Genomic DNA, 20,605 nt, shown 5'->3' with positions numbered 1-20,605 from the left:
GTGATCCGTGCTCTCCGCCGGACAGTGCCGGCGAGCGTGTATCAGTTGCTGAGTTCGGCTTCGGCTGCCGCGAGCTGTGCAAACTCCTCTTCGGGTGCGCCGGCCACAATCCTGTGGCGGCTGTAGAACCAGTAATAAAGCAGCGCAGCCGCGAACACAGCGGCGGTGATGGACGCAGCCAGTACATCGACCACGAAGGTGGCAACGACGGCAACGGCAGCCAGGGCCAGGGCGATGCTTGTGGTGACGGCACCCCCGGGGGTCCGGTATCCCCGGGGAAGGTCTGGTTCCTTTACCCGCAGGACTATGTGCGACAGGTTCAATAGCACGTACGAGACGGTGGCCCCGAAAACCGCGATATTGATGAGCAGGGCGCCGTTGCCCGTGGCGGCAGCCAGGACGAATCCGAGGGTGCCGGGAACGATGAGCGCCCAATACGGCGTACGCCTCTTACCCGTCAATGACAACCACTTGGGGAGGTACCCTGCGCGGGACAGTGCGAACAGTTGCCGGGAGTAGGCATAGATGATGGAGAAGAAGCTGGCCACTAGCCCTGCCAGTCCTGCATAGTTCACAAAGTCGGCGAGGATCGTATTGCCACCATAAGCCCGGCGGATCGCTTCCGGGAGGGGGTTGCTTGAGGTACCCATCGCGCCTGATCCGGCCGCACCGGGAACCAGGACGAGCATCAGGGCTCCGAAGATCACCAGCACCAGGAGAGCGACGATGATGCCGCGGGGCATGTCCTTTTTGGGGTCGGCGGTCTCTTCCGCTGCCAGTGGAACGCCTTCGACGGCGAGGAAGAACCAGATGCCGTATACGAGGGCACCCACCACGCCGCCGATGCCCATGGGGAGGAACGCGCTGGACGTCGGCGAACCGTCCGGCACAACATCGAAGAGGTTTGCCGCGTTGAAGTGCGGTACCAGGCCGACGACCACCGCCGCCAAAGCAACGACGGCTATCGTGGTGATCGCAAAGATGAGTTTCAGTGCCTCGCCAACTCCCCGGAGATGGATTCCGACGAAAACAGCGAAGGTTACAAGGTAGACCGGCCAGGAGTTGGTGAGGCCGAACAGCCCCAGGGCTTCGACATAGCCGCCGATGAAGGTGGCGATGGCGGCCGGTGCAACAGCGTATTCGATCAGCACGGCCATTCCGGTGGCAAAGCCGCCCAGCGGGCCAAGCGCCCTGCGTGCGAATCCGTAGCCCGCGCCGGTGGTTGGCAGGGCGGAGGACAGTTCGGCCAGACCGAACACCATGCACGTGTACATGATGCCCATCAGAATGAATGCGATGAGCAGGCCGCCCCAGCCGCCCTGGGCCAGGCCCAGGTTCCAGCCGGCGAAGTCTCCGGAGATCACATAGGCGACTCCGAGCCCTGCCAGCAGGACCCATCCGGCCGCTCCACGTTTGAGTTGACGGTGATGGAGGTAGCCTTGGTCGTCGTTGACGGGCTGCTCCGAGGGACGTAATGACATGGGATTTCCCTTCTTTCAAGGGTCTTAATGGTCTGTAATTAGTCCAAAAGTCCTTTGCCAGTGTGGTGCACATCACCGCAAGGAGTCAAGGGTGATGGTGAATTTCACCGAAATGGGCCAGGCTTACGCCTAAAACCGGGTGAATCATAGGCCTGTTATTAGACCGCGCTAGGATGGGGTTATGGAAGAGGCATTGCTTGGGGTCCCCACTAGGCTCATACGGCCGGTCCGGCATGGGAACGCCTTCGAGGAAACCATCGAACGGCTGCTCCAGAACATCAAGCTGGGGCTTTTCGGCGTGGGTGACAAATTACCTGCCGAGCGCGAGCTCTCGGAATTGCTGGGAGTATCCAGGGCAACGCTGCGCGACGCCCTGGCGGAGCTCCAAAAGGCCGGCTACGTGGAAGTCCGCCGCGGCAGGTCCGGCGGAACCTACGTCTCGGCGCGGAGGCTGGGGGAGTTGAGGGGCGCTGCAGGCCTCGACCCTGCGGAGGTCAATGACGTTCTAACCTACCGCGCCGTGCTGGAACCGGCCGCAGCATCGCTGGCCGCGCAGGCCATGCTGTCTCCCGGGCAGAGGCGCCATCTGCTGAACACCCTCGCTGACGTGGCAGGGGCACCCGCGGAACTGTACAGGCCGAAGGATGCGAGGTTCCACGTGGCCATCGCAGAGGTGAGTGGATCGCCAAGCCTGGTTGCCGCCGTTGCAGACGCGCGTGCACGGGTAAGTGACCTTCTGGACCGCATCCCGTTCCTGGAGCCCAACCTTGAGCATTCCAACCGGCAGCATCAGGAAATCATCGACGCCATACTCCGCGGCGATGCGGACGGCGCCTACCGCGCTGCCCTGGATCACCTGCAGGGCACGGCCTCGCTGCTCCATGGATTCCTGCTCTCGCCGGAGAATTCCTCGGCAGCAACATCCGACGTTCCGTGACCTGCTTGAGTGCCATACCCGCATTGCACGTTTGTGCAGATGCGTCTGGCGGTTCTCCCTGGCCGCCGTCCTGCGATAAAAGCTACTGACCAGTAGCTTTGGGTTAGGCCGGAGCGTCACGTCAGGGCAGACAGGCTTCGCCAGACAGCCGATTTCCGCGCACATCCGTGCAAAATCATGGCCGTACCGGACTCCGGGCTGCCTACATTTGAGTACCCGGGGCAAGCACTGGCTCAGACGCTGAACTAGGTCTTGCTCCTGCCCCCGGCCCCAGACACACGAACAAAGAGGTTTTCATGTCGCTGCTCACCAGAGCCCTGTCCGTTACCGCTGCCGCCGCCCTTGCCTTGTCCCTGGCTGCGGCTCCAGCCCAAGCAGGCCTCGTTGAGATTTCCCCGCCGGGAGCCAACGACTGGTCCTGCAAACCAACGGCCGCGCATCCCTATCCGGTCATCCTGGTGCCGGGCACCTTCGAGAGCATGGAGAAGAACTGGTCCACCCTGTCGCCCCACCTCAAGAGCGCCGGGTACTGCGTCTTCGCCCTCAACTACGGCGAGACGAACGGAGTGTATGCCACCGCCCCGGTGGCCAAGTCTGCGCAGGAACTGGCGCCATTCGTGGATGCGGTCCGCAGCGCCACTGGCGCCAAGAAGGTGGACCTCGTGGGCCACAGCCAAGGCGGCATGATGCCCCGCTACTACATGGGCTTTCTCGGCGGCGCCAAGTATGTTCATCACCTCATTGGTATCGCACCCTCCAACCACGGCACCGAAGGTGTGATCGTCCCGTCGCCGGGCGTTGTCCCGGATCCGAACTACACCGGCCTGGGCTGTGCCGCCTGCGCCGACCAGCAGGCAGGGTCGGCTTTCATGCAGAAGCTCAACTCCATCGGGGACACTGTTGCGGGGCCCTCCTACACCGTCGTCTCCACGGTCCACGACGAAGTGGTGGTCCCCTACAACAGCCAGTTCCTTAACGGCCCCGCGCGGCAGGTCACCAACATCACCATCCAGGACAAGTGCCCGGCCGATGTCTTCGAACACGACCAGACGCCGAACGACCCCGTGGTGCACCAGATTGTGGCCCACGCGCTAGGTAATGCGTCCGGTCCCGCTGATCCGGCCTACCAGCCCAGGTGCCTTTAACAGTAAATGACGGCAGGCCGCGGGGGTAACTTTCCGGAAGTCACTATCTAGCCAGTGCAGATTGAAGCAAGATACTCCCCATGAAGAGAATCGTTATAGCTAGTTTCGCGGCGGTAGTCATAGGCTGTGGCGCAATCACGTTCGCTGCCCCGAGCAACGCCGTAGCCCCAAGCAACGCACTCCCGAGCAATGCGGCGGCCCAGCCGTCACACATTGCGGGGCACATCATGGTGAACTTCCGCGACAAAGGCGCGGCAGCCGGCGTACTGCGCCAGCATGGCCTCAGTGCGGGCCCCAGTATCGGCAGCACCGGCGCTCAGCTCATCAAAGTGCCGGCCGGCAAAGAGCTTCAACTCATCGACGCCCTAAGCCGGAACCCGGCTGTCGACTACGCCGAGCCGGACGAGCTCGCTACTGCCTCTACAGCGGACGAGTATTTCCCCCGCCAGTACGCCCTGCAAAACAATGGCCAGTCATTTACCAACACTGCCGGCACCTTATCTGTAGCAGGGGGCACGGTGGACGCTGATGTGGACGCCGTCGAAGCGTGGAACGTCACGACAGGTAGCGGCATCAAAGTCGCCGTTCTTGATTCGGGTGTTGCCAGCGACAACCCCGACATCAACCCGAAGGTTGTACTACGGGCCAATTTCAGTAGTTCGGCAACCAATGAAGACAATTACGGCCACGGCACCCACGTGGCCGGTATCGTCGCGGCCAGTCACAATACCGTTGGTGTGGCCGGTGTATGCCCGGGCTGCACGATTCTGGCTGGAAAGGTGCTGAACGACACCGGTGTTGGATCCAGCTCAACCCTTGCAAACGGGATCAACTGGGCCGTCAATAACGGTGCGAAGGTTATCAATATGAGCCTCGGAGTGCGGGCGTCACGCACACTCGAAACTGCCGTCAATAACGCCTGGAGTAATGGTGTGGTGCTCGTTGCCGCGGCAGGCAACGGCAGTAACCAGACCAAAATCTACCCCGGCGCATACCCCAACGTCATTGCCGTCGCCGCTACCGACAACACCGACGCCAAAGCATCGTTCTCGACCTACGGTGCCAGCTGGGTGGACATCGCAGCACCCGGAGTCAACGTCTACTCAACCTTCCCGAACCACACGTTCGTCCTCGGGACGCAGAACAACCGCTCTTTCGGTTACGACGTCGGCAACGGGACCTCGATGTCCTCACCGATCGTCGCCGCCACGGCCGCGCTTGCCTGGAGCTCCCACCCCGGCGCAACGAACACGTCAGTCCGCGCAAACGTCGAATCAACCGCAGACCCCATTTCCGGCACTGGTACCTACTGGGCCCACGGCCGCGTAAACGCAGACAGAGCCGTCCGGTAGTTTCCGGTCCTTGGGTCTAGGACTGGAGGGACTGCATCACGGAGAGGTGCCCGACGCGGTCCGGGATGAGGCACTTCGCCAGGTAGAAGGGCCGGTTCGCGTGCCTGACGTACTGCGTCAGCACGAGGACCGGATCCGATGCGCGCAGGTCCAGGAGCTTGGCCCGGCTGGGCCCTACCTGGCTCAGGCCAATCTGGCATTCGCCCGGTCCCAGAACCCGGCCACCGCGTTTGTAGAGCGCCGCGAGCAGCGTGGTGCCGCCGTCGTCGTCGAGCTCCAACGTGGCGGCGGCAGCGGAACCGCTGGCGAAGCTGACCGGCCCGGCGGAGATGTTCTCCTGCAGGTGGGCGATGGCCTCGCCGTCGCGGATCAGGACGGACTCCCAGAGCCAGCAGTCGGCGCCGGGTTCGACACCGATGCCGGGGGCGACGAACTCGGAGGCGGGCTGCCGCTCCCTTTGGACGCGTTTGATCTCGATGTGCTGCCCTGGGCCGCCGAGGACTTCCTCGAAGGGGCGGATCCGCTCGATGCCGATGCGGGGGAGGGTGTCGGAGACGAACCGGCCGACGCCGCGGCGGGCCCGGATGAGGCCGTCCTCCTCGAGCAGCATGAGCGCTTCGCGGACCACGGTGCGGCTGACCTTCATGTCCGTGCCGAGCTCGGTTTCCGTGGGCAGCATCGAGCCCGGCGTCAGCAGGTTGTTGCGGATGGCCTCGGCGATCCGGGAGTACACGGCAACCCGGAGCGGTGAGCCGGGCTGGGCCTGCACCGGCTGGGACAGGAACCTGGCGGCGTCCTCGAGCACGTTATGCCTCGCTTGCGTTTGGTCGGGGAAGTCCAGCGTACCGCGGGGTGTGACGCGTTTGTTGGACAAGGTCAGCGGATCTATGTAGGCGACGCGTCCACTGCGGAAAAGCGCACGTTCGGGTGTCACGTTCGGCCGGGCCAAAGCTGCCGCCGGCAAGACCTTCGCCTATCTTTCGTGAAACTTTCGCCGATCTTGCCTGAACGGGGTCACCATCAATTCATAGCCGGAAGGAGTGGACATCATGGCTGACGATCAAGAATTGCTGGACTGGATTTCCCCGCGCAAACAGAGGGAAATCGACAAGCAGGCGGCATTTCTGCTCTATCTGCTGGAGCGTGAAGAGGCGCAAGCAGGTGGGACATCATGAACGATTTCGTTCCCCGTTCTCGTGAACCGTACGACGCGCATTGGGTCATTAAACGCGACCTGGCGAACATCATCGCCAAGTACACCGCTAGGGGCGACTATGAAACCGCCGCCGTCTACATGGAAGCGCTTGCCCGTTACAACGGCAACTGAATCTGGCAACCGGCGGGCTTGGTTTCGGCGGCGGGAGGGTTTACTCAGCTCTGCGTCGTACGCTTAGCCGTGAACCGGGTATCCGGATCCCGACGTTGTCCGAACGGAACCGGCATGGCAGAGCTCAACGTCCGCGAGCGGAGTTTCCACCAGCTGCCCATCACCGACGCCGCAAGCCTTGCGGCCGAGCAGGTGGTTGAGCAGCTGGCCTCCGGGCCGGCAGGCCTGTCCGACAAGGAAGCAGCGGTGCGCCTTGCCGAGCTGGGACCCAACGCCGTCCGTACCCACCGCGCCAACGGCTGGGCAGTGCTGGGCCGGCAGTTCGCCAGCCCCATCCTTATCCTGCTGCTCATCACGGCCGGGCTGTCCCTGTTTCTGGGCGATGCCACCAACTCAATCGTGATCGGCGTGATCCTCCTGGTCAGCGTGGGGCTGGGCTTTACCAACGAGTTCCGCGCCGAACGAGCCTCTGAGGCCCTGCACTCCCGCGTCACCCACCGCGCCGTGGTGCTCCGCGGCGGAACCACCAAGGACGTGGACGTGACCACCCTCGTGCCCGGCGACGTCGTCCATCTGTCCCTGGGCGCCATCATCCCCGCCGACATCCGGCTCCTGAACACCAGGAACCTCCTGTGCGATGAAAGCATCCTGACGGGGGAATCCCTGCCGGCCACCAAGGACCCGGCGCCCGTGGCGGCCGGAGCCGCCCTGGGTGACCTCGCCTCCTGCGTCTTCATGGGCACCGTCATCCAGTCCGGCAGTTGCGCCGGTGTGGTGGTGGCCACCGGTGGCCGCGCCGAATTCGGCCGCATCGCCCTGGGACTGGGGGAACGGCAGCCGCAGACCGAATTCCAGCTCGGGCTCAGGCGGTTCTCGTTCCTGCTGCTGCAGGTGGCCATCGGGCTGACTACCCTGATCTTCATCGCCAACCTCCTGCTGCAGCGCCCGCTCATCGAATCGCTCCTCTTCTCCCTGGCCATCGCAGTGGGCATCACGCCGCAGCTGCTCCCCGCCGTCGTGAGCACCAGCCTGGCCACCGGCACCCGCCAGCTGGCCAGGCGGAAGGTCCTGGTCAAACGGCTGGTCTGCATCGAGGACCTGGGGGACATGGACATCCTGGTCACGGACAAGACCGGCACCCTGACAGAAGGGCGCGTCAGTTTCACGGCGGCCCTTCCGGCCACCCCGGAGACGTCCGACGCCGGCCTGCTCACCATGGGGCTGCTGGCCACCGAAGCGGACTACGCCGAAGCCAGATCCTCCTCGGCAGGTCAGAACCCGCTGGACGCGGCGCTTTGGGACAGCCCCGGGGCATCCGGCTTTGATCCGGCGCGCTTCGAGCGTCTGGACCTGGTGGGCTTCGACCACCAGCGACGGCGCACCACCGTACTGGTGCGGGAGGCCGGCGGCACCGCACGCCTGGTCACCAAGGGCGCCCCCGAGGACATTCTGGCCCTCTGCGGGCCCACCCTTCCTGCCGTGCAGGCCATGCTGGACGAACAGTTCGACGCCGGCTCCCGGGTAATCGCGGTGGCCTCCCGCCCCGCCCCGGGGCAGTCGACCATCACCCCGGCCGACGAGCGCGACCTCGCCCTGGCCGGCTTCCTCATCTTCCTGGACCGGCCCAAAGCCAAGGCCAAGGCGTCCCTGGACCAGCTGGCCGCACTGGGAATCTCGGTGAAAATCGCCACCGGCGACAACGCCAAAGTCGCGGAGAGAGTCTGCGCGGACCTCAGCGTGCGCTCCGGTGGGACCCTGACCGGTGCCGACATTGACGCGCTGTCCGACGACGAGCTCGCGGCCTCCGCCCGGACCGCAACCATCTTCGCGCGCGTTTCCCCGGAGCAGAAGGCACGCATCATCAGCCTGCTGCGCCAAAGCGGTGGGTCCGTCGGCTTCATGGGCGACGGCGTCAACGATGCCCTGGCCCTGCACAAAGCGGACATCGGCGTCTCTGTGGACAGCGCCACTGATGTTGCCAAGGACGCGGCCGACGTCGTCCTGCTGGACAAGGACTTGGGCGTTCTGGCCGAAGGTGTGATGGAGGGCCGGCGGATCTTCGCGAACACCATCAAGTACGTGCTGATGGGAACGTCCAGCAATTTCGGCAACATGTTCAGTGCGGCCACGGCCTCCGTGGTGCTGAGCTTCCTGCCCATGTTGCCGGGCCAGATCCTGCTCAACAACCTGCTCTACGACACCGGCCAGCTGGCCATTCCGGGCGACCGCGTGGACAAGGAACAGCTCCGGGCCCCTTCTCACTGGGACATTGCCTTCATCCGGCGGTTCATGGTCCTCTTCGGGCCCATCAGCTCGCTCTTCGACTTCGCCACGTTCGCCCTGATGCTGTTCGCATTTGACGCAGTCCCGGGGGAGTTCCGGGCCGGCTGGTTCATCGAATCCATCGCCACGCAGACCCTCATCATTTTCGCCATCCGAACCCGGCGGGTGCCGTTCCTGCGCAGCCGGCCTTCCGCCAGCCTGATCGTCGCTTCGGTGGGCGTGGTTGCCCTGGGCATCTTCCTGCCGCTTTCGCCGCTGGCGGGCGTGCTGGGGTTCGATCCCCTCCCGGTCCCGTTCTTCCTGGCCCTGCTGGCCATGGCGGCGGTGTACCTGGTCCTGGTGGAGGTCGCCAAGCAGTGGTTCTTCTCCAGGGCCGGGCAGCGACTCCCCAGTGTTCCCCCTGTCTCTTATACACATCTAGATGTGTATAAGAGACAGCCACCACATCGCCCGCCGCGCCTCCCGCTTCAGCGCGCCGGTCCGGGTACGCGCGGCGCCGCGCGGCAGTGTCTCTTATACACATCTAGATGTGTATAAGAGACAGGTACGGGCCGGCCGGCCGGGCGGACGCGTTAGTGCAGAGCCCGGGCGGTTCCGTCGTAGCCGCCTGCAGGCGGCTTTAGGCCGTAGATCCCGCCGATGGTCGGCGCGACGTCGGCGGTACGGGCAGCTTCGGACGAAACCGTCCCTTTCGCCACCAGCGGGCTGCCGCCGGAGATGAAAAAGGGAATGGGCTCCGTTGCGGGGTGACCGTGGTTACCCGGAATCGGATTCGAGGCCACGTATGGGTCGGAAAAGCGCCAGCCGGCGCGGCAGAAGGCTACGAGGTCTCCGGCCTCGGTGCCCAGCCGGAGGTCGGCCGGCCTGTTGACGGACAGCACGCCCTCATGGGCCCTTACAAGCTGTTCGACGGCGGCCAAACCAGCCGTGCGGTCTGCTTCGGAGCCGGTCCAGTAGAGCAGGTCAGCACCGCCGTTCTGGGCGATTTTGATGCTGTTCTGCAAATCCGGGCGGGACTGCAGGATCAGGTCGACCGAAATGACGTTCGTGGGAATGGACCAGTCCATGGAATGGTCCGCGAGCACCATAACTACGCTGGACTCCCACTTGCCGGTGCTCTTGAGGTGGTCGATAAAGCGCCCCACCTGCACGTCGGTGTCCGCAAGGGCAGCCTCACGCGCTGCCCGCAGCGTGGTGCCGGAAACGTCGGAGTGGCCTACGCGGTCAATGTCGCCCAGGTTGGTGAACACGAAATCCGGGTCCGGCCCGCTGACCATCGCGAGCAGGGCGTCCATCGTGGCGGCGTCGGGCGCGTGCCCGGTGACTGGCAGCAGCGGCTGGGGTTCCCAGCGGTAGCTGGCGCGGGTCCCGAAAATGCCGTAAAGGTACTTCTTGCTGAGCACAGATCCGGTCGTGAGCCCGCGCTCCTGCACCCGTTCCAGGAGGGTAGGGAAGCGGAGGTCCGTGGACCGGTCAAGGTCGCGGACCACGCCTTCGGTCTTGTCGAAGATCGAGTTGGCAGGAACGCCGGAGCGGTCCGGGCGGACGCCCGTCATCATCATCACGTGGTTAGGGATGGTTTCCATCACTGGCAGGGAACGTGCGGCCGGGAAGTTCCTGCCGTCCGCACGGAGGCTGGCCAGCCGCGGAGTCAAGGTGGCTGTGATCTCGTCCGGCCGGCAGCCGTCCACCACGAGCACGTAACTGCGCGTCCGTCCCGCCGCCGGCGCGGCCCACGCTGTTCCCTGCGCGGCGGACAGCACGACGGCGGCACCTCCGGCAGCGGCGACTTGCAGGAACTGCCGGCGCCCCGGCGTCGAAATTCTGTTGCTTGCGGGCGCGCCCTGCTGCGGTGAACGGCTCACTGGAGTCCTCCCCGTGTCGGCGTGACTTTGCCGGTGTTGGCTTGAACATTGAACGACGTGGACAGCGTGGACCCGGAGCTGGCCGAGGTGCGTTCGGCCAGGACATACCAGTCCATCCGGACTCCGGCAGGGGTCACGTCAACGACTGAGTATCCGTGCGAGTCGAAGTCCAGGTACTTCACGTGCGGGTTTGCTGCCTTGATGGCGTTCTCGACCGCGACGGATCCGGTCCGGGGCGGAACGTTCAGGATATCGTCGAGGTTATCGCTCGTGACGGAGGTGCATACCAGCTCTGCGGCCACGGAATCGCCGGTGGCCGGGTAGGTGGAGGGATCCGCGGGGATGTCGCAGGCCCAGCCGGAGTGGATATCGCCGGTGAGGAATACGGTGTCCTTGACGGCGTTGTCCCGCAGGTGGCGGACCACGCGGTTACGGTCTGCTTCGTAGCCGTCCCACTGGTCCACGTTGTAAGGGACTCCGCTGATGTTGGTGCCACCCATCAGCTTCTGGACGCCAGCCAGTTCGGAGGTGCTCAGGGTCGAGGGCACCCGGACGGGGGCAATCATGACGGGGTTGCCCACGAGCTTCCATTGGGGGCCTGTGGATTTGAGGCTGCCCAGCAGCCAGTCCATCTGGGCGGCGCCGGTGATGGTACGGACGGGGCTGCTGATCGAAGAGTCTGCACCGTTGGCGGCCTGTTGGTCCCGGTAGGAACGCAGGTCCAGCATGGACAGGCTGGCCAGCGAACCGAAGTCCAGCCGGCGGTAAATCTGGCCGCCCGGTTCGTAGCGCACGGGCATCCACTCGGCGTAGGCCTGGTGCGCCGCCGCAAACCGCTCGCTCCACGCCCCTTCGGCACCCTCGGTGTGGTTCTCGGCCCCGCCCTTCCAGGCGTCGTTGGCCGATTCATGGTCGTCCCAGGTCACGATGAACGGTGCGGCGGCGTGCAGGGCCTGCAGGTCGGGATCGGTCTTGTACTGGGCGTGGCGGCGGCGGTAGTGGGCCAGTTGGGTCATCTCGTGCGAGGGGTCGTGGGGACGGACCACCACGCCGCGTGACTGGTATTCGCCCGGTCCGTATTCATAGAGGTAGTCGCCGAGGTGGAGCACCGCGTCGAGATCACCTCGGGCGGCGAGGTGGCGGTAGGAGGAGAAATAGCCAGCCTGCCAGTTGGCGCAGGACACCACACCAAACTTCAGCCGGTCAACCGGGGCTCCTGCCGCCGGTGCCGTGCGGGTGCGGCCCACGGGTGAAATCTCCTGTCCGAGAGTGAACCGGTACCAGTAGTTCGTGGCCGGAAGCAGTCGGCCTGCAATGACCTTGACGGTGTGGTCGCGGCCCGGGCCAGTCGAAGTAGTACCTCGGCCCACCACTTTCGTAAACGCGGCATCGGTGGATACTTCCCATCGGACGGAAACGTCCGGGCCGGCACCGCTGCCGGGTAGTGATTCCGGAGTGGGCGTCACACGGGTCCACAGCAGCACGCTCCCCGGCATGGGATCTCCTGAGGCGATGCCGTGGCCAAAGACGCCGTTCTGGGAGGCGGCAAACGCGCCCGCCGGAGAGCCCGAAGTCACGGCTCCCGCCACGGCGGCGACCCCCGCTGAACGCAGTACTTGACGACGAGTAAAGGTAGTCATGTCTTCCAGTATCCAGATGATCTAGGCACCGATCGGCGGTTTTTAGGGCAGTTAACCCGACGTTCGCCCAGAGTTCCCCTTGGGAAAACCCGACGAACCTTGTGGGCCGAAATTCCTCCGCTACCGAAACGCCGCCCCGGTTCCCGGGGCGGAGGGCACCGGCCCCTGGGCAAGACGGGCCCCCATGGTCTCCAAGGTTCGCCGGGAAATCATCATCAGTTGCCGCAAGCATATGGAGGGACAGATAAAGGTGGATCCTCTTGCAGACCGGGGATCACCGGCAGCTCGCCGGTGTGAACGGCCGCACGGGCCGGGCATGGCCGGCACCGGCGAAAGGCACGACCCGTGACGCTCTTCCAACTCCAGCCGCCCGCCAATCCCCGGCTGTGGCGCGACCTGCCGCTACCAGGGCCGGTGCCCGCGGTTTCGGCGCCGGCCCCGATGGCTCCGGCTCCGGCTCCGTGCGGGGGACTCCTGCAGTTCCAGCTCAATCGCCTCATTGCGGACCTGCTCGCGCAGCCGGACCTCGATCCGGACACTCGCGTCTCGCTGCTCGTGCATTTGGTCGAGAGGCCTGGGCGTCCCGAACAGGCCCTGGTCGCCCACCTCCGCGACATCCAGGACCCCGAGGACCTCCCAGCATCCTTATAGGCGGAGCACGGTATCAGGATGCCGGAGTACTTATTCGGATGGATCTGGCGAGGAGACCCGCATGGTGGCAAGGGCTCAGCGATTCGTGTCGGGCGGTTGAGTGGCCGGCCTCGAGCGTGGGTGCTGCAGCTTGCGGGTGAGCCTGGCGTTCTCGGCCTCCAGTTCCAGGACCCTGGCAATGCCAGCGAGGTTCAGGCCCTCTTCAAGCAACTCGCCGATCCTGCGGAGAACGGCGAGGCCGGATTCGCTGTATTGCCGCGTACCCCCGGATGTCCGCTCGGGCGTCAGCAGACCTTTACGTTCGTAGAGTCTGATGTTTTGCTGTCCGGTTCCGATGAGTTCTGCTACCACCGAGATGGCGTGGACACCCCTGTTCCGGTCCTGCGGTGCGTCGGCCGCTCGTCCTGCCATGATGCGCCGACTCCCTCTGGTTCTTGTTCTCGCCGGAATTTTCGAAAGTACCTCTTGCACCACTATGGCACCGATGTTATAAAAAATCTGTACCCGCTGACATAGAAAATTGATGCGGCGCAATACAAGGCCATTCGAACAACCCATGCTGAAGGAGTGGGAAATGATGTTGATGCGGACGGACCCGTTCCGTGAGTTGGACCGGCTGACCCAGCAGGTCTTTGGAACAACTGCCCGGCCGGCGGCGATGCCGATGGATGCCTGGCAGGAAAACGGCCACTTCGTCGTAGCCTTTGACCTTCCCGGCGTCACTGCGGATTCCGTGGACCTGAGTGTGGAACGCAACGTGCTCACCGTCCGGGCGGAGCGTAGGGACCCCGCAGATCCCGACGTCGAGCTCATCGCTTCGGAACGGCCGCGCGGGGTCTTCAACCGGCAACTGATCCTGGGCGACACGCTGGACACGGAGAATGTCGCGGCGAGCTACGACGCGGGAGTCCTGACCCTTCGTATCCCCGTGGCTGAACAGGCTCAGCCACGCAAAATCTCGATCGAGAGCAAGCAGGACCAGTCCCGCGAGATCGCGAGCTAGCGGCGCTGCCGGGCAGGGCCGGGGCGGCTTCCGCCGGAACCGCCCCAGCCCGACCGCGCATCGCCGGTCCGGTGGGAGAACGGGCCATGGGCCGGGAAGTTACACCCGATGAAGGAAGGAGACTTAAGAAATGAGTGACTGGCGCCGCTACGACTCCCACCTCTTTCCGGCGTTTTACGAACGCTTCGAGCAACGCTGGGGACAGGGCACGGCACCGTTCCTGGACCCGGAAGCCCATGAACAGCCACTGCCCCGGGCCCAGTGGGTCAATCCCGGGACCGGTGCGGCACTGGCCGTGGTTCCCATCTGGACAGAGGATGACCAGCAGCACCGCTCGTTCGGTGTTTTCTATTTGCCGCCCGCCGGTGACATCTGGGTGCTGCGGCCCGGCTTTACCGGCTACTTGGAACCGGCGGATGGCGACACGGAACACCTGATCGCCCTTCGCAACGACGCGTTTAAAAAAGCTGTCGCACACGCCAGGGAATTCCTCTACGGTCCGGAGGGCATGGCCCAGTAAAGCCTCCGGGCAATCCCGGGGCCTCCGTGCTGATCCACTTTGACTAGCAGCGGGCAGCGGAACGCCAGCCGACCGCATCCACAGCTCAAACGGGCTTGGCAAGACGTCTTCGCGCCCAGTCCCAGCGGATCAGCTCCTGTTCCAGGCGGACGGATGATCCATAGGTGTCGTTCCCGAGTCCTTCGTAGAGCGCTGCTTCCCCAGGAGTCAGCCTGGTCAGGGCCGCCGTAGATGGTGACGGCTCCGTTGCCCAGGCATCGCGATGGGACAGCAGTGTTTCTTCGTCCATCAGCACGCTCTCCACGTACTTACTGCGGAAGTCCGCCATCAGCCGGACGGCGCTTTCCGAGGCTCGGGCGATGCGCTTGGATAGGGCATCGATGGTGTCCGTCAGCCCGGAGCGGACCGAACTTTCCACCGTGCCGGTGTTCTTGTAGGTCAGTGTCTTGTCCCCGAGCGCGGCGGCGGTGGGCCCTTCGACGGCCGGAAATACTACGTTCCCGGCCAGGACGAACCCCGCCAACAGGGAGCGTGACGTAGTCCCGTCGTCGAAGTCCAAGAGTTTCGACAGCACGGGCACGGCCACCGGCATAGACGGGGCGAGCCGGGGAATCCACGCCACCAGACCAGCATCGATCCCAGCCCTGCCGTCCCCACCATGCGAACCCATTCCCCAAGAATGCTCCGGGGGACCGCAAGCCGGCAACGACCTTGCGCAGTGGCCGTGGCGCTCGCGGACAACGTTCCCGTGGATGACGCTCCTGCTCGCCCTGACGGGACCCGGCCAGCGTTGACGCCGTTCCCGGGAGCTGCCAGTCTGGCCGGGAAAGCGTTGTTTCGCGACAACGATGCTCTGTGGACCGGCGAAGGAGAAGGGCATGGGCGAACTCGAGGATTTCCTGACCGCGATGCTGGACCGCCAGATAGCGGCGGAAGCGGCGCTTCACAACGGCGATGCGGAGCCGAGGATTGCCCTGTGGTCACGCGCCGACCCGGTCACATTGTTGGGTGCCATGGGGATGTCCGATTCGGGGTGGGACACGGTCAGCCGGACCTTCCGCTGGGTTGCCTCCCGGTTCTCCCACTGCACCGCCTACAGTTTCGAACTTCTTGCGGCGGGAGCCAGCGGGGATCTTGCGTATACGGTCGGTTTTGAACGAGCAAACCTGTCGGTCGACGGCGGCCCGCCCCAGTCCACCAAGCTTCGCGTCACCCATGTCTACCGCCGCGAAGCCGGGGAATGGAAGATCGTCCACCGCCACGGCGACTACGTTCCGGTTGATGAGCCCGCCGGCTGAGGAAGCTGGCCAACCGTCACTGCTAGGTGGCGGAGGAATTGAATCCCGGGTCATTGGTAGCGGTTTCGAGGAGCCGGTCGAAACTGCCAATGCCGTAATCGGGTGGCGTGCCCGCGATGACGATTCGGGTCGTGGTGACCGCGTCAGTTTTCGGCGGGGCAATCTGCTTCGGCTTGGGCTTCGGCGTGGGCTCCGGGATGACCTTCAGGTGCAGACCGGACACCCCGTTCACAAGCCGCGGGAGGCTCCCGCCGTCGACGAGCAGTGAGCGGAGCTCATCAGTCGAAAGCTGGTTCGCCCTGTCCGCCGTGAGTTCGAGAATCACTTCATTCACAGCGGCAGTCAGCCGCTGCAGAAACGCGCGCTCGCTCGAACCCGTGCCCAGGATGCCCAGGACCGTGAAAGTCGAGGCGAAGATCCCGACGAACAGCATGGTGGCGCCGACGTCCCGGAGGCCGGGCACGAACAGCATCAGGATCAGGCACAGGACGAAGCCGACAATTGAAAAGCCGCCGAACATGGCGCCCGCGCCGTCGGCCGGCCTGCCGGTCCATTCCTTCGAAGTGAAGCTGCAGATTTCCCGGTGCTCGGTCCGTGGAATTTGCATGTTCAGTTCCCTTTCACTTCCAGCAGGGCTTCGGCCAGGATGATTGCTTCCCGCGCCTCCCGCAGACTTTCCTGTAGGCCAGGGTCCGGGAAACCGTGGCTGATGCCCTCACCGGTGACCGAAAGATCGGCGACCACCTTGCTGAGATTCTCGCGCTCTTGCGCCAGCATCTTGGACGACGTTAATTTGACCTTGCTCTTCTCCAGCTCAAACAGAGACGTGTTGATCTGAACCCGGCGGGCCCTGATCACGTTGCACACCTGCTGTACGCGCTCCGCTCGGCTGCCGAACATCTGCTTCATCTTGATGGCAATGTCGTGAAGCTCCCTCAGGGTGCTGTAAGTCCGCGCCTCCCGGTTGCCGGTGTGCTGGTCCAGGATTTGATGCGGGAGAGGCGCTGGCCCCAAAGCTCGAGCCCTGCGTGGTTCTGGTGGTGGAGCAGCTCCGCAGCACCAAGGGCCGTGGTCAGGGCATCCCGCCGCGGCGTGAGCCTCCCGGCTGCTGCGTCCAGCCGGCCGAGGAACGCCGCGTAGTTGTCGAGCGGCGGCGCTGACGCTGCGATGGTGCCCGAGGCACGCACGGCGGAGCGTTCGTTTGCCGACGCCGGATGTTCCTTCGCTGTTCCGATCCGCGGCGGTTTGGCAGGCTTCCGTGGTGGGACGGCGCGGGGTTCTGAACTAACGTCAGGTGCGCCGTTGCTCATGATCAGCCATCCCCATTCATGGTCCGTCCAAGGCAGCTTCACGCTGCCCACAGACGGAGCAGGAGCGTCGACGCGCCTGCGTGAGAATGCTCGTTGTAGAGGTCGGAACTGACGTTGTCTGCGGGGCGGCGGCAGCGGAGTTCTCGGCTTCGGGTGTTAGGGCGCTTAGCCTGGCGAGAGGGCACTCAGCCCCGCCTCTGTCGCTCACAGCAGCGGACTCGGTTTCTGGCGGACAGCCGGGCAACGCGGGGTCAGTTGGCGCCCAATCAAGGCGGCAAATTGGGCGCCAAGTGACCCCGCGTTGCTGTCTGAGTGCTGGTTCAGGTCCGGCTGGCTAGGGGAGCGGCTGCCGTTCGCCGACGGCGGCCGCGCCGTCGAGCGCGACGTACGTCCGCCGTCGTCGTTCCAGTCTTTCCTGCTGCGCTGGCGACGGTATCTGCGCGCCTTTCGCGCGGTTGCATCTGCTGCACGCGGCGACGAAGTTCTGCAGACTGGTGGACCCGCCCTTGGACCACGGATAGAAATGGTCGCCGTGCTCTGCCGGCCGGGAACAACGACGGCGGAAGCCCGCCTCCATCTCGCACTGGCCGGCAGCCCGTGCCATGCCTTCGCAGCGCTGCTGGCGGCTGAAGCGCCGGACCGGGCCGCGGCGCCGGACGTCCCGGGCTCTCATGACGGCGGCCACGATTACCAGGGCGACGATGAAAGTGGCGGGAAGCGCCACGGCGACCAGGACGCCGTCGAACATCTTCACTGACGCTACGGGGAGGCGGGGCCTCTCCAAGAGCATGTTCGCAGAGGGTGTTCTGGTTCAGGTCGGACTGCAATACCTTTTTCCTATGGCCATGGGCAAGCAACGGTGCTCTGACCCCCTACAGGAATTTCTACTCAGAAGGAGTGGGAAAGGTCATGAATTCACGAACCAAAATCTTCTTTGGAGTCATCGTCCTGCTGCTGGTGGTTGGCGGGGCGACACTTTTTGCCTTCGACAACACAAAAAGGAGTAGGGCCGCGGAGTACAACCCACAGGTCAACCCCGCCGATTTCACCACGAAAATCACCAATAAATACTTCGCCCTCCCTGTCGGCAAAAAACTGACCTACGAAACTACCGCGCAAGGAACAGTCACCGAGAGGATCGAAATCGAAATCCTGCAGGAGACCATGACCATAGAGGGTGTTGAGACGGTGGTGTATCTGGATAAGGAGTACAAGAACGGGCAGCTCGTAAAGGAAACCCGGGACTACTTGGCGCAACACAAGAACGGCGACGTGTGGTACTTCGGCGAGGACGTGAACAACTACTGGAATGGGATGTTGCTGCACCACTCGGGCAGCTTTCTCCACGGAAAAGACGGGGCAAAAGCCGGCATCTGGATGAAGGCCGAACAGCGCGTCGGCGACTCCTACAGGCAGGAATTTTACGTTGGTAACGCGGAAGACATGCGGGACACCGTCGCTACCGGCGAGACCGTCACCACCAAATCAGGCACATACACCGATTGCGTCAAGGTCTACGACTGGACGCCCCTCGAAAAGAACTCGCGGGAGCATAAGTATTACTGCCCGCAGGTTGGTTCGCTGGTGCTTACAGAGGACCTGGAGACAGGCGGCCGGTCAGAACTCGTGAATGTTGTCCTGCCCTAGGCTTCCACAGCACATCCGCCCGCAACCGGATGACCGCCGAAACGTCAATGTTTTCGGGATTCTTCACTCGGCCGGTGAAGGTGGCCAGCTTACATCCGCGCGAATTTGGCCTTCACCATCAGGTAGAGGCCGTAACAGATAAGGCCGACGCCGACGGCGGTCAGCATATACACCCCGTACGGCTGCTCGCGCAGCGCCTTCAGTCCGCCATCCAGGCCGGTGGACTCCTGAGGGTTGGCCTGAACGGTGGAAATGATGAACAGCAAGCCCACCAGAAACAGTGCGACGCCCTCCGCTATGTAGCCGACCACTCCCAGCCCCGTCACGACGGACCGCGCGGTGCCCGAGGGCGGCAGCTGCAGGTCCTTCTTGAACGATCCCTTGAAGCCGAGAACCACGAAGACAAGGCCGGCGATGGCGATGGCGGCTCCGATGATCATCAGCAGGAACGCGCCCCCTGGTGCTTTCATGATTGAGACGGTGAAGTCGCTGGTCGTCTTTCCGCTGGTTTGGCTGTTTCCGCTTGCGGAGGCAGCGAACGTCAGCGCCATGACCGCGAACACGACGGCCTTGCCGGCTGCGGACAGCTTCCTTACCACCTTCTTCCTGGCCTCCAGCTGACCGTAACCGAATACGGCGTTACTGGTTTGCCAGAGTGCCAGAGCCACGCAGGCGGCGAATCCGACCCACAGCAACAGCAGCCCCTGCGGCTGGGCAGCGAGTTGGGCGACGGCACCGGCCTGATCCGCCTTTCCCGCCTTGCCCAATGCCAACTGGATAGCGACGAACCCGACCAGAAGGTGCAACAGGCCGCTGACGGCAAAACCTGCCCTGGCCGCAAGCACAAAAGCCCTGGAGTTCGACGCATCCTCGACCGCGTTCGCGGCGTCCTTCAGCTCTTTCTTCATTGCCGATCCTTAAGGAAAGCGCAGATGTGGTGGCGGGCATGCGGAAGGGGGTGCCTTACGACGCCGCAGGGGGTCCGGGGTGACGGCGCTGAAGTGAGCGTGTCAGATCAGCTGTTTCCGGGATCGACGAGGCTGTGTTCGTTCTCGTCCTGTGCAGGGGCATCCTTGAGTCCCAGAGGTGAAAGATCCATATCCTCCACTTCGGCGCCAGGTTCGTTCCCCTCAGCGTCCTTGTCCGGGCCGGGATGTACAGACTTGCCAATGGTTTCTTCTTCACCGGCATTGGTATCGGGTGTCTCTGCGGTGGGGACGGGATTCTGTGTCATGAAGTGTCCTTATCTTTCAGTAGCGCCAAGGCATCCGAGGAGCCCAAGGCTCCTTTCCAGTCTATTCTTCGGAGGGCCGGCGCGGCCGCCGTAGCGGGCGATGGTTTTTGGCCAAGCCACCGGGCCCCGGCGCCGGACCCTGGCACCCATGGTGACAGCGACGAATGTCAGGCCGAAGATGAACTACTTCTTGGCCCGGGGCTTGGAAACCTTCGGCTCCTTGGGCGGCAGCCCGGCCACATACGAGTAGGCCTTCGCCACCCAGGCTTTGGCCCGCGCATCATCACCGCTGCCCTCGGCGTTCCATACCTCCGGCAATCCCGTGTAACCGCCCATGGGCCGCTCAGCCGGCCCGAAGGGAACGGTCCGCTCAGTGCCTTCGAGTTCCTCCCGGTCCGCGTCCGCGAGTTTCACCCCGATGGTGGGGCCGAAGAGGCCCGCGAACATGTTCCCGTTGACGAAGGCGCCAAGGTTGCCGAACATCGGCTTCACCACGACGTCGGGATCCGTGGGCATGACGGCGCGGAAATGTTCCTTGTCGGCCTCTGACGGCTTGGGCATCTGCATGGCTTCTTCCTTCGGTACGCATGGGAGACCAATGGGGGCTGGTTTGTGTGAAGCATATTGCGTTCCGGGGGCGCGGGCGAGGCTATCTGCCGTCCGTGCCAGCCGGGTCGTTTGGGCGGTCTCCTGCTGCCTTCCGTACTGAGCGGATGTGCCCCATCTGGCTTTTGGTAGGTCCCGCCCTGAAACACGTGTACAGTAGAGACCGTTGTTGTGTTTGTATTTGGTAGTTCAGGCAGTACGCGCGGTCGAAAGTCCGCGTTCTTCTGAAGTAGCGGTTTTGAACACCCCACACCGGAGGACCCGAAAGTCGGGACTTTTCCTCCACCTTCACGAAGGACAAAAATA

At 64.0% G+C, this 20,605-nt stretch carries 24 protein-coding genes; 11 read left to right on the top strand and 13 right to left on the bottom strand.

Features of this window, described 5'->3' with window-relative positions; translation table 11 throughout:
* Positions 1-41: 41 nt before the first annotated feature.
* Positions 42-1,481, bottom strand: coding sequence for an ethanolamine permease (eat, locus tag B1A87_RS13040; protein WP_078027642.1), 1,440 nt, complete (start codon positions 1,479-1,481; stop codon positions 42-44).
* A gap of 181 nt (positions 1,482-1,662) precedes the next feature.
* On the opposite strand from eat, the gene B1A87_RS13035 reads away from it, so the two are divergent.
* The 3 genes from B1A87_RS13035 (at position 1,663) to B1A87_RS13025 (ending at position 4,915) form a co-directional block, all read left to right on the top strand.
* Positions 1,663-2,418, top strand: a complete 756-nt coding sequence (locus tag B1A87_RS13035; protein ID WP_078027641.1) for a FadR/GntR family transcriptional regulator — start codon at positions 1,663-1,665, stop codon at positions 2,416-2,418.
* A gap of 296 nt (positions 2,419-2,714) precedes the next feature.
* Positions 2,715-3,563 (top strand): triacylglycerol lipase, encoded by an 849-nt coding sequence (locus B1A87_RS13030; RefSeq protein ID WP_078027640.1) that lies wholly within the window; start codon positions 2,715-2,717, stop codon positions 3,561-3,563.
* Between the two features lie 80 nt (positions 3,564-3,643).
* Positions 3,644-4,915, top strand: a complete 1,272-nt coding sequence (locus tag B1A87_RS13025) for a S8 family serine peptidase (protein ID WP_078027639.1) — start codon at positions 3,644-3,646, stop codon at positions 4,913-4,915.
* A 16-nt stretch (positions 4,916-4,931) separates the two neighbouring features.
* On the opposite strand, the gene B1A87_RS13020 is transcribed toward B1A87_RS13025, so the two are convergent.
* Complete coding sequence (locus B1A87_RS13020) at positions 4,932-5,720, bottom strand: GntR family transcriptional regulator (protein ID WP_078027748.1); 789 nt, start codon at positions 5,718-5,720, stop codon at positions 4,932-4,934.
* A 244-nt stretch (positions 5,721-5,964) separates the two neighbouring features.
* Between B1A87_RS13020 and B1A87_RS23940 the strand changes: the two genes are divergently transcribed.
* The 3 genes from B1A87_RS23940 to mgtA all read left to right on the top strand — a co-directional run bounded on the left by B1A87_RS23940 (position 5,965) and on the right by mgtA (position 9,062).
* The gene (locus B1A87_RS23940) at positions 5,965-6,090 is read left to right on the top strand and encodes a hypothetical protein (RefSeq protein ID WP_260680829.1); all 126 of its coding nucleotides are present in this window, start codon (positions 5,965-5,967) and stop codon (positions 6,088-6,090) included.
* Positions 6,087-6,242 (top strand): hypothetical protein, encoded by a 156-nt coding sequence (locus B1A87_RS23030; protein ID WP_185982320.1) that lies wholly within the window; start codon positions 6,087-6,089, stop codon positions 6,240-6,242. The genes B1A87_RS23940 and B1A87_RS23030 overlap by 4 nt, the downstream gene beginning before the upstream one ends.
* 114 nt (positions 6,243-6,356) lie before the next feature.
* Positions 6,357-9,062, top strand: a complete 2,706-nt coding sequence (gene mgtA / locus B1A87_RS13015) for a magnesium-translocating P-type ATPase (RefSeq protein ID WP_185982319.1) — start codon at positions 6,357-6,359, stop codon at positions 9,060-9,062.
* Between the two features lie 35 nt (positions 9,063-9,097).
* Here mgtA and B1A87_RS13010 read toward each other — a convergent pair whose 3' ends face one another.
* Together B1A87_RS13010 and B1A87_RS13005 are read right to left on the bottom strand one after the other, a co-directional pair.
* The gene (locus B1A87_RS13010; protein WP_260680828.1) at positions 9,098-10,390 is read right to left on the bottom strand and encodes an alkaline phosphatase family protein; all 1,293 of its coding nucleotides are present in this window, start codon (positions 10,388-10,390) and stop codon (positions 9,098-9,100) included.
* The gene (locus tag B1A87_RS13005; RefSeq protein ID WP_078027637.1) at positions 10,387-12,030 is read right to left on the bottom strand and encodes an alkaline phosphatase; all 1,644 of its coding nucleotides are present in this window, start codon (positions 12,028-12,030) and stop codon (positions 10,387-10,389) included. The genes B1A87_RS13010 and B1A87_RS13005 overlap by 4 nt, the downstream gene beginning before the upstream one ends.
* A 345-nt stretch (positions 12,031-12,375) precedes the next feature.
* On the opposite strand from B1A87_RS13005, the gene B1A87_RS13000 reads away from it, so the two are divergent.
* A complete protein-coding gene (locus B1A87_RS13000; RefSeq protein WP_078027636.1) occupies positions 12,376-12,681 on the top strand; it encodes a hypothetical protein in 306 nt (101 codons plus the stop codon).
* Between the two features lie 75 nt (positions 12,682-12,756).
* Here the strand turns inward: B1A87_RS13000 and B1A87_RS12995 are convergent, their stop codons facing one another.
* Complete coding sequence (locus tag B1A87_RS12995) at positions 12,757-13,092, bottom strand: MerR family transcriptional regulator (protein WP_078027635.1); 336 nt, start codon at positions 13,090-13,092, stop codon at positions 12,757-12,759.
* 166 nt (positions 13,093-13,258) lie between these two features.
* Here B1A87_RS12995 and B1A87_RS12990 point away from each other — a divergent pair, with 166 nt between their 5' ends.
* Entirely contained in the window at positions 13,259-13,684 is a 426-nt protein-coding gene (locus B1A87_RS12990; protein WP_078027746.1) for an Hsp20/alpha crystallin family protein, read from the top strand.
* A 130-nt stretch (positions 13,685-13,814) separates the two neighbouring features.
* Positions 13,815-14,204, top strand: a complete 390-nt coding sequence (locus B1A87_RS12985; protein WP_078027634.1) for a hypothetical protein — start codon at positions 13,815-13,817, stop codon at positions 14,202-14,204.
* 85 nt (positions 14,205-14,289) lie between these two features.
* Here the strand turns inward: B1A87_RS12985 and B1A87_RS12980 are convergent, their stop codons facing one another.
* On the bottom strand, positions 14,290-14,826 hold the full coding sequence (locus B1A87_RS12980) for a Wadjet anti-phage system protein JetD domain-containing protein (protein ID WP_221937579.1): 537 nt from the start codon (positions 14,824-14,826) through the stop codon (positions 14,290-14,292).
* 256 nt (positions 14,827-15,082) lie between these two features.
* Here B1A87_RS12980 and B1A87_RS12975 point away from each other — a divergent pair, with 256 nt between their 5' ends.
* The gene (locus B1A87_RS12975; RefSeq protein WP_078027632.1) at positions 15,083-15,502 is read left to right on the top strand and encodes a nuclear transport factor 2 family protein; all 420 of its coding nucleotides are present in this window, start codon (positions 15,083-15,085) and stop codon (positions 15,500-15,502) included.
* A gap of 22 nt (positions 15,503-15,524) precedes the next feature.
* Here the strand turns inward: B1A87_RS12975 and B1A87_RS12970 are convergent, their stop codons facing one another.
* The 4 genes from B1A87_RS12970 to B1A87_RS12955 all read right to left on the bottom strand — a co-directional run bounded on the left by B1A87_RS12970 (position 15,525) and on the right by B1A87_RS12955 (position 17,602).
* Positions 15,525-16,109, bottom strand: a complete 585-nt coding sequence (locus B1A87_RS12970; protein WP_078027631.1) for a hypothetical protein — start codon at positions 16,107-16,109, stop codon at positions 15,525-15,527.
* A gap of 2 nt (positions 16,110-16,111) precedes the next feature.
* Positions 16,112-16,411 (bottom strand): hypothetical protein, encoded by a 300-nt coding sequence (locus tag B1A87_RS12965; protein ID WP_139362738.1) that lies wholly within the window; start codon positions 16,409-16,411, stop codon positions 16,112-16,114.
* 26 nt (positions 16,412-16,437) lie between these two features.
* The gene (locus tag B1A87_RS12960) at positions 16,438-16,812 is read right to left on the bottom strand and encodes a hypothetical protein (RefSeq protein WP_139362737.1); all 375 of its coding nucleotides are present in this window, start codon (positions 16,810-16,812) and stop codon (positions 16,438-16,440) included.
* Between the two features lie 334 nt (positions 16,813-17,146).
* A complete protein-coding gene (locus B1A87_RS12955; RefSeq protein WP_144275813.1) occupies positions 17,147-17,602 on the bottom strand; it encodes an HNH endonuclease in 456 nt (151 codons plus the stop codon).
* 119 nt (positions 17,603-17,721) lie between these two features.
* Here B1A87_RS12955 and B1A87_RS12950 point away from each other — a divergent pair, with 119 nt between their 5' ends.
* A complete protein-coding gene (locus B1A87_RS12950) occupies positions 17,722-18,459 on the top strand; it encodes a hypothetical protein (protein WP_078027745.1) in 738 nt (245 codons plus the stop codon).
* Between the two features lie 89 nt (positions 18,460-18,548).
* On the opposite strand, the gene B1A87_RS12945 is transcribed toward B1A87_RS12950, so the two are convergent.
* The 3 genes from B1A87_RS12945 to B1A87_RS12935 form a co-directional block, all read right to left on the bottom strand.
* A complete protein-coding gene (locus B1A87_RS12945) occupies positions 18,549-19,367 on the bottom strand; it encodes a DUF1206 domain-containing protein (RefSeq protein WP_078027627.1) in 819 nt (272 codons plus the stop codon).
* Between the two features lie 107 nt (positions 19,368-19,474).
* Positions 19,475-19,693, bottom strand: a complete 219-nt coding sequence (locus tag B1A87_RS12940; protein ID WP_078027626.1) for a hypothetical protein — start codon at positions 19,691-19,693, stop codon at positions 19,475-19,477.
* A gap of 183 nt (positions 19,694-19,876) precedes the next feature.
* The gene (locus B1A87_RS12935) at positions 19,877-20,260 is read right to left on the bottom strand and encodes a TfoX/Sxy family protein (RefSeq protein ID WP_078027625.1); all 384 of its coding nucleotides are present in this window, start codon (positions 20,258-20,260) and stop codon (positions 19,877-19,879) included.
* Positions 20,261-20,605: the final 345 nt, after the last annotated feature.

The organism is Arthrobacter sp. KBS0703, assembly GCF_002008315.2.
In the GTDB taxonomy this organism is placed as follows: Bacteria; Actinomycetota; Actinomycetes; order Actinomycetales; family Micrococcaceae; genus Arthrobacter.
This window is presented reverse-complemented; position numbering and strand designations above follow the sequence as displayed.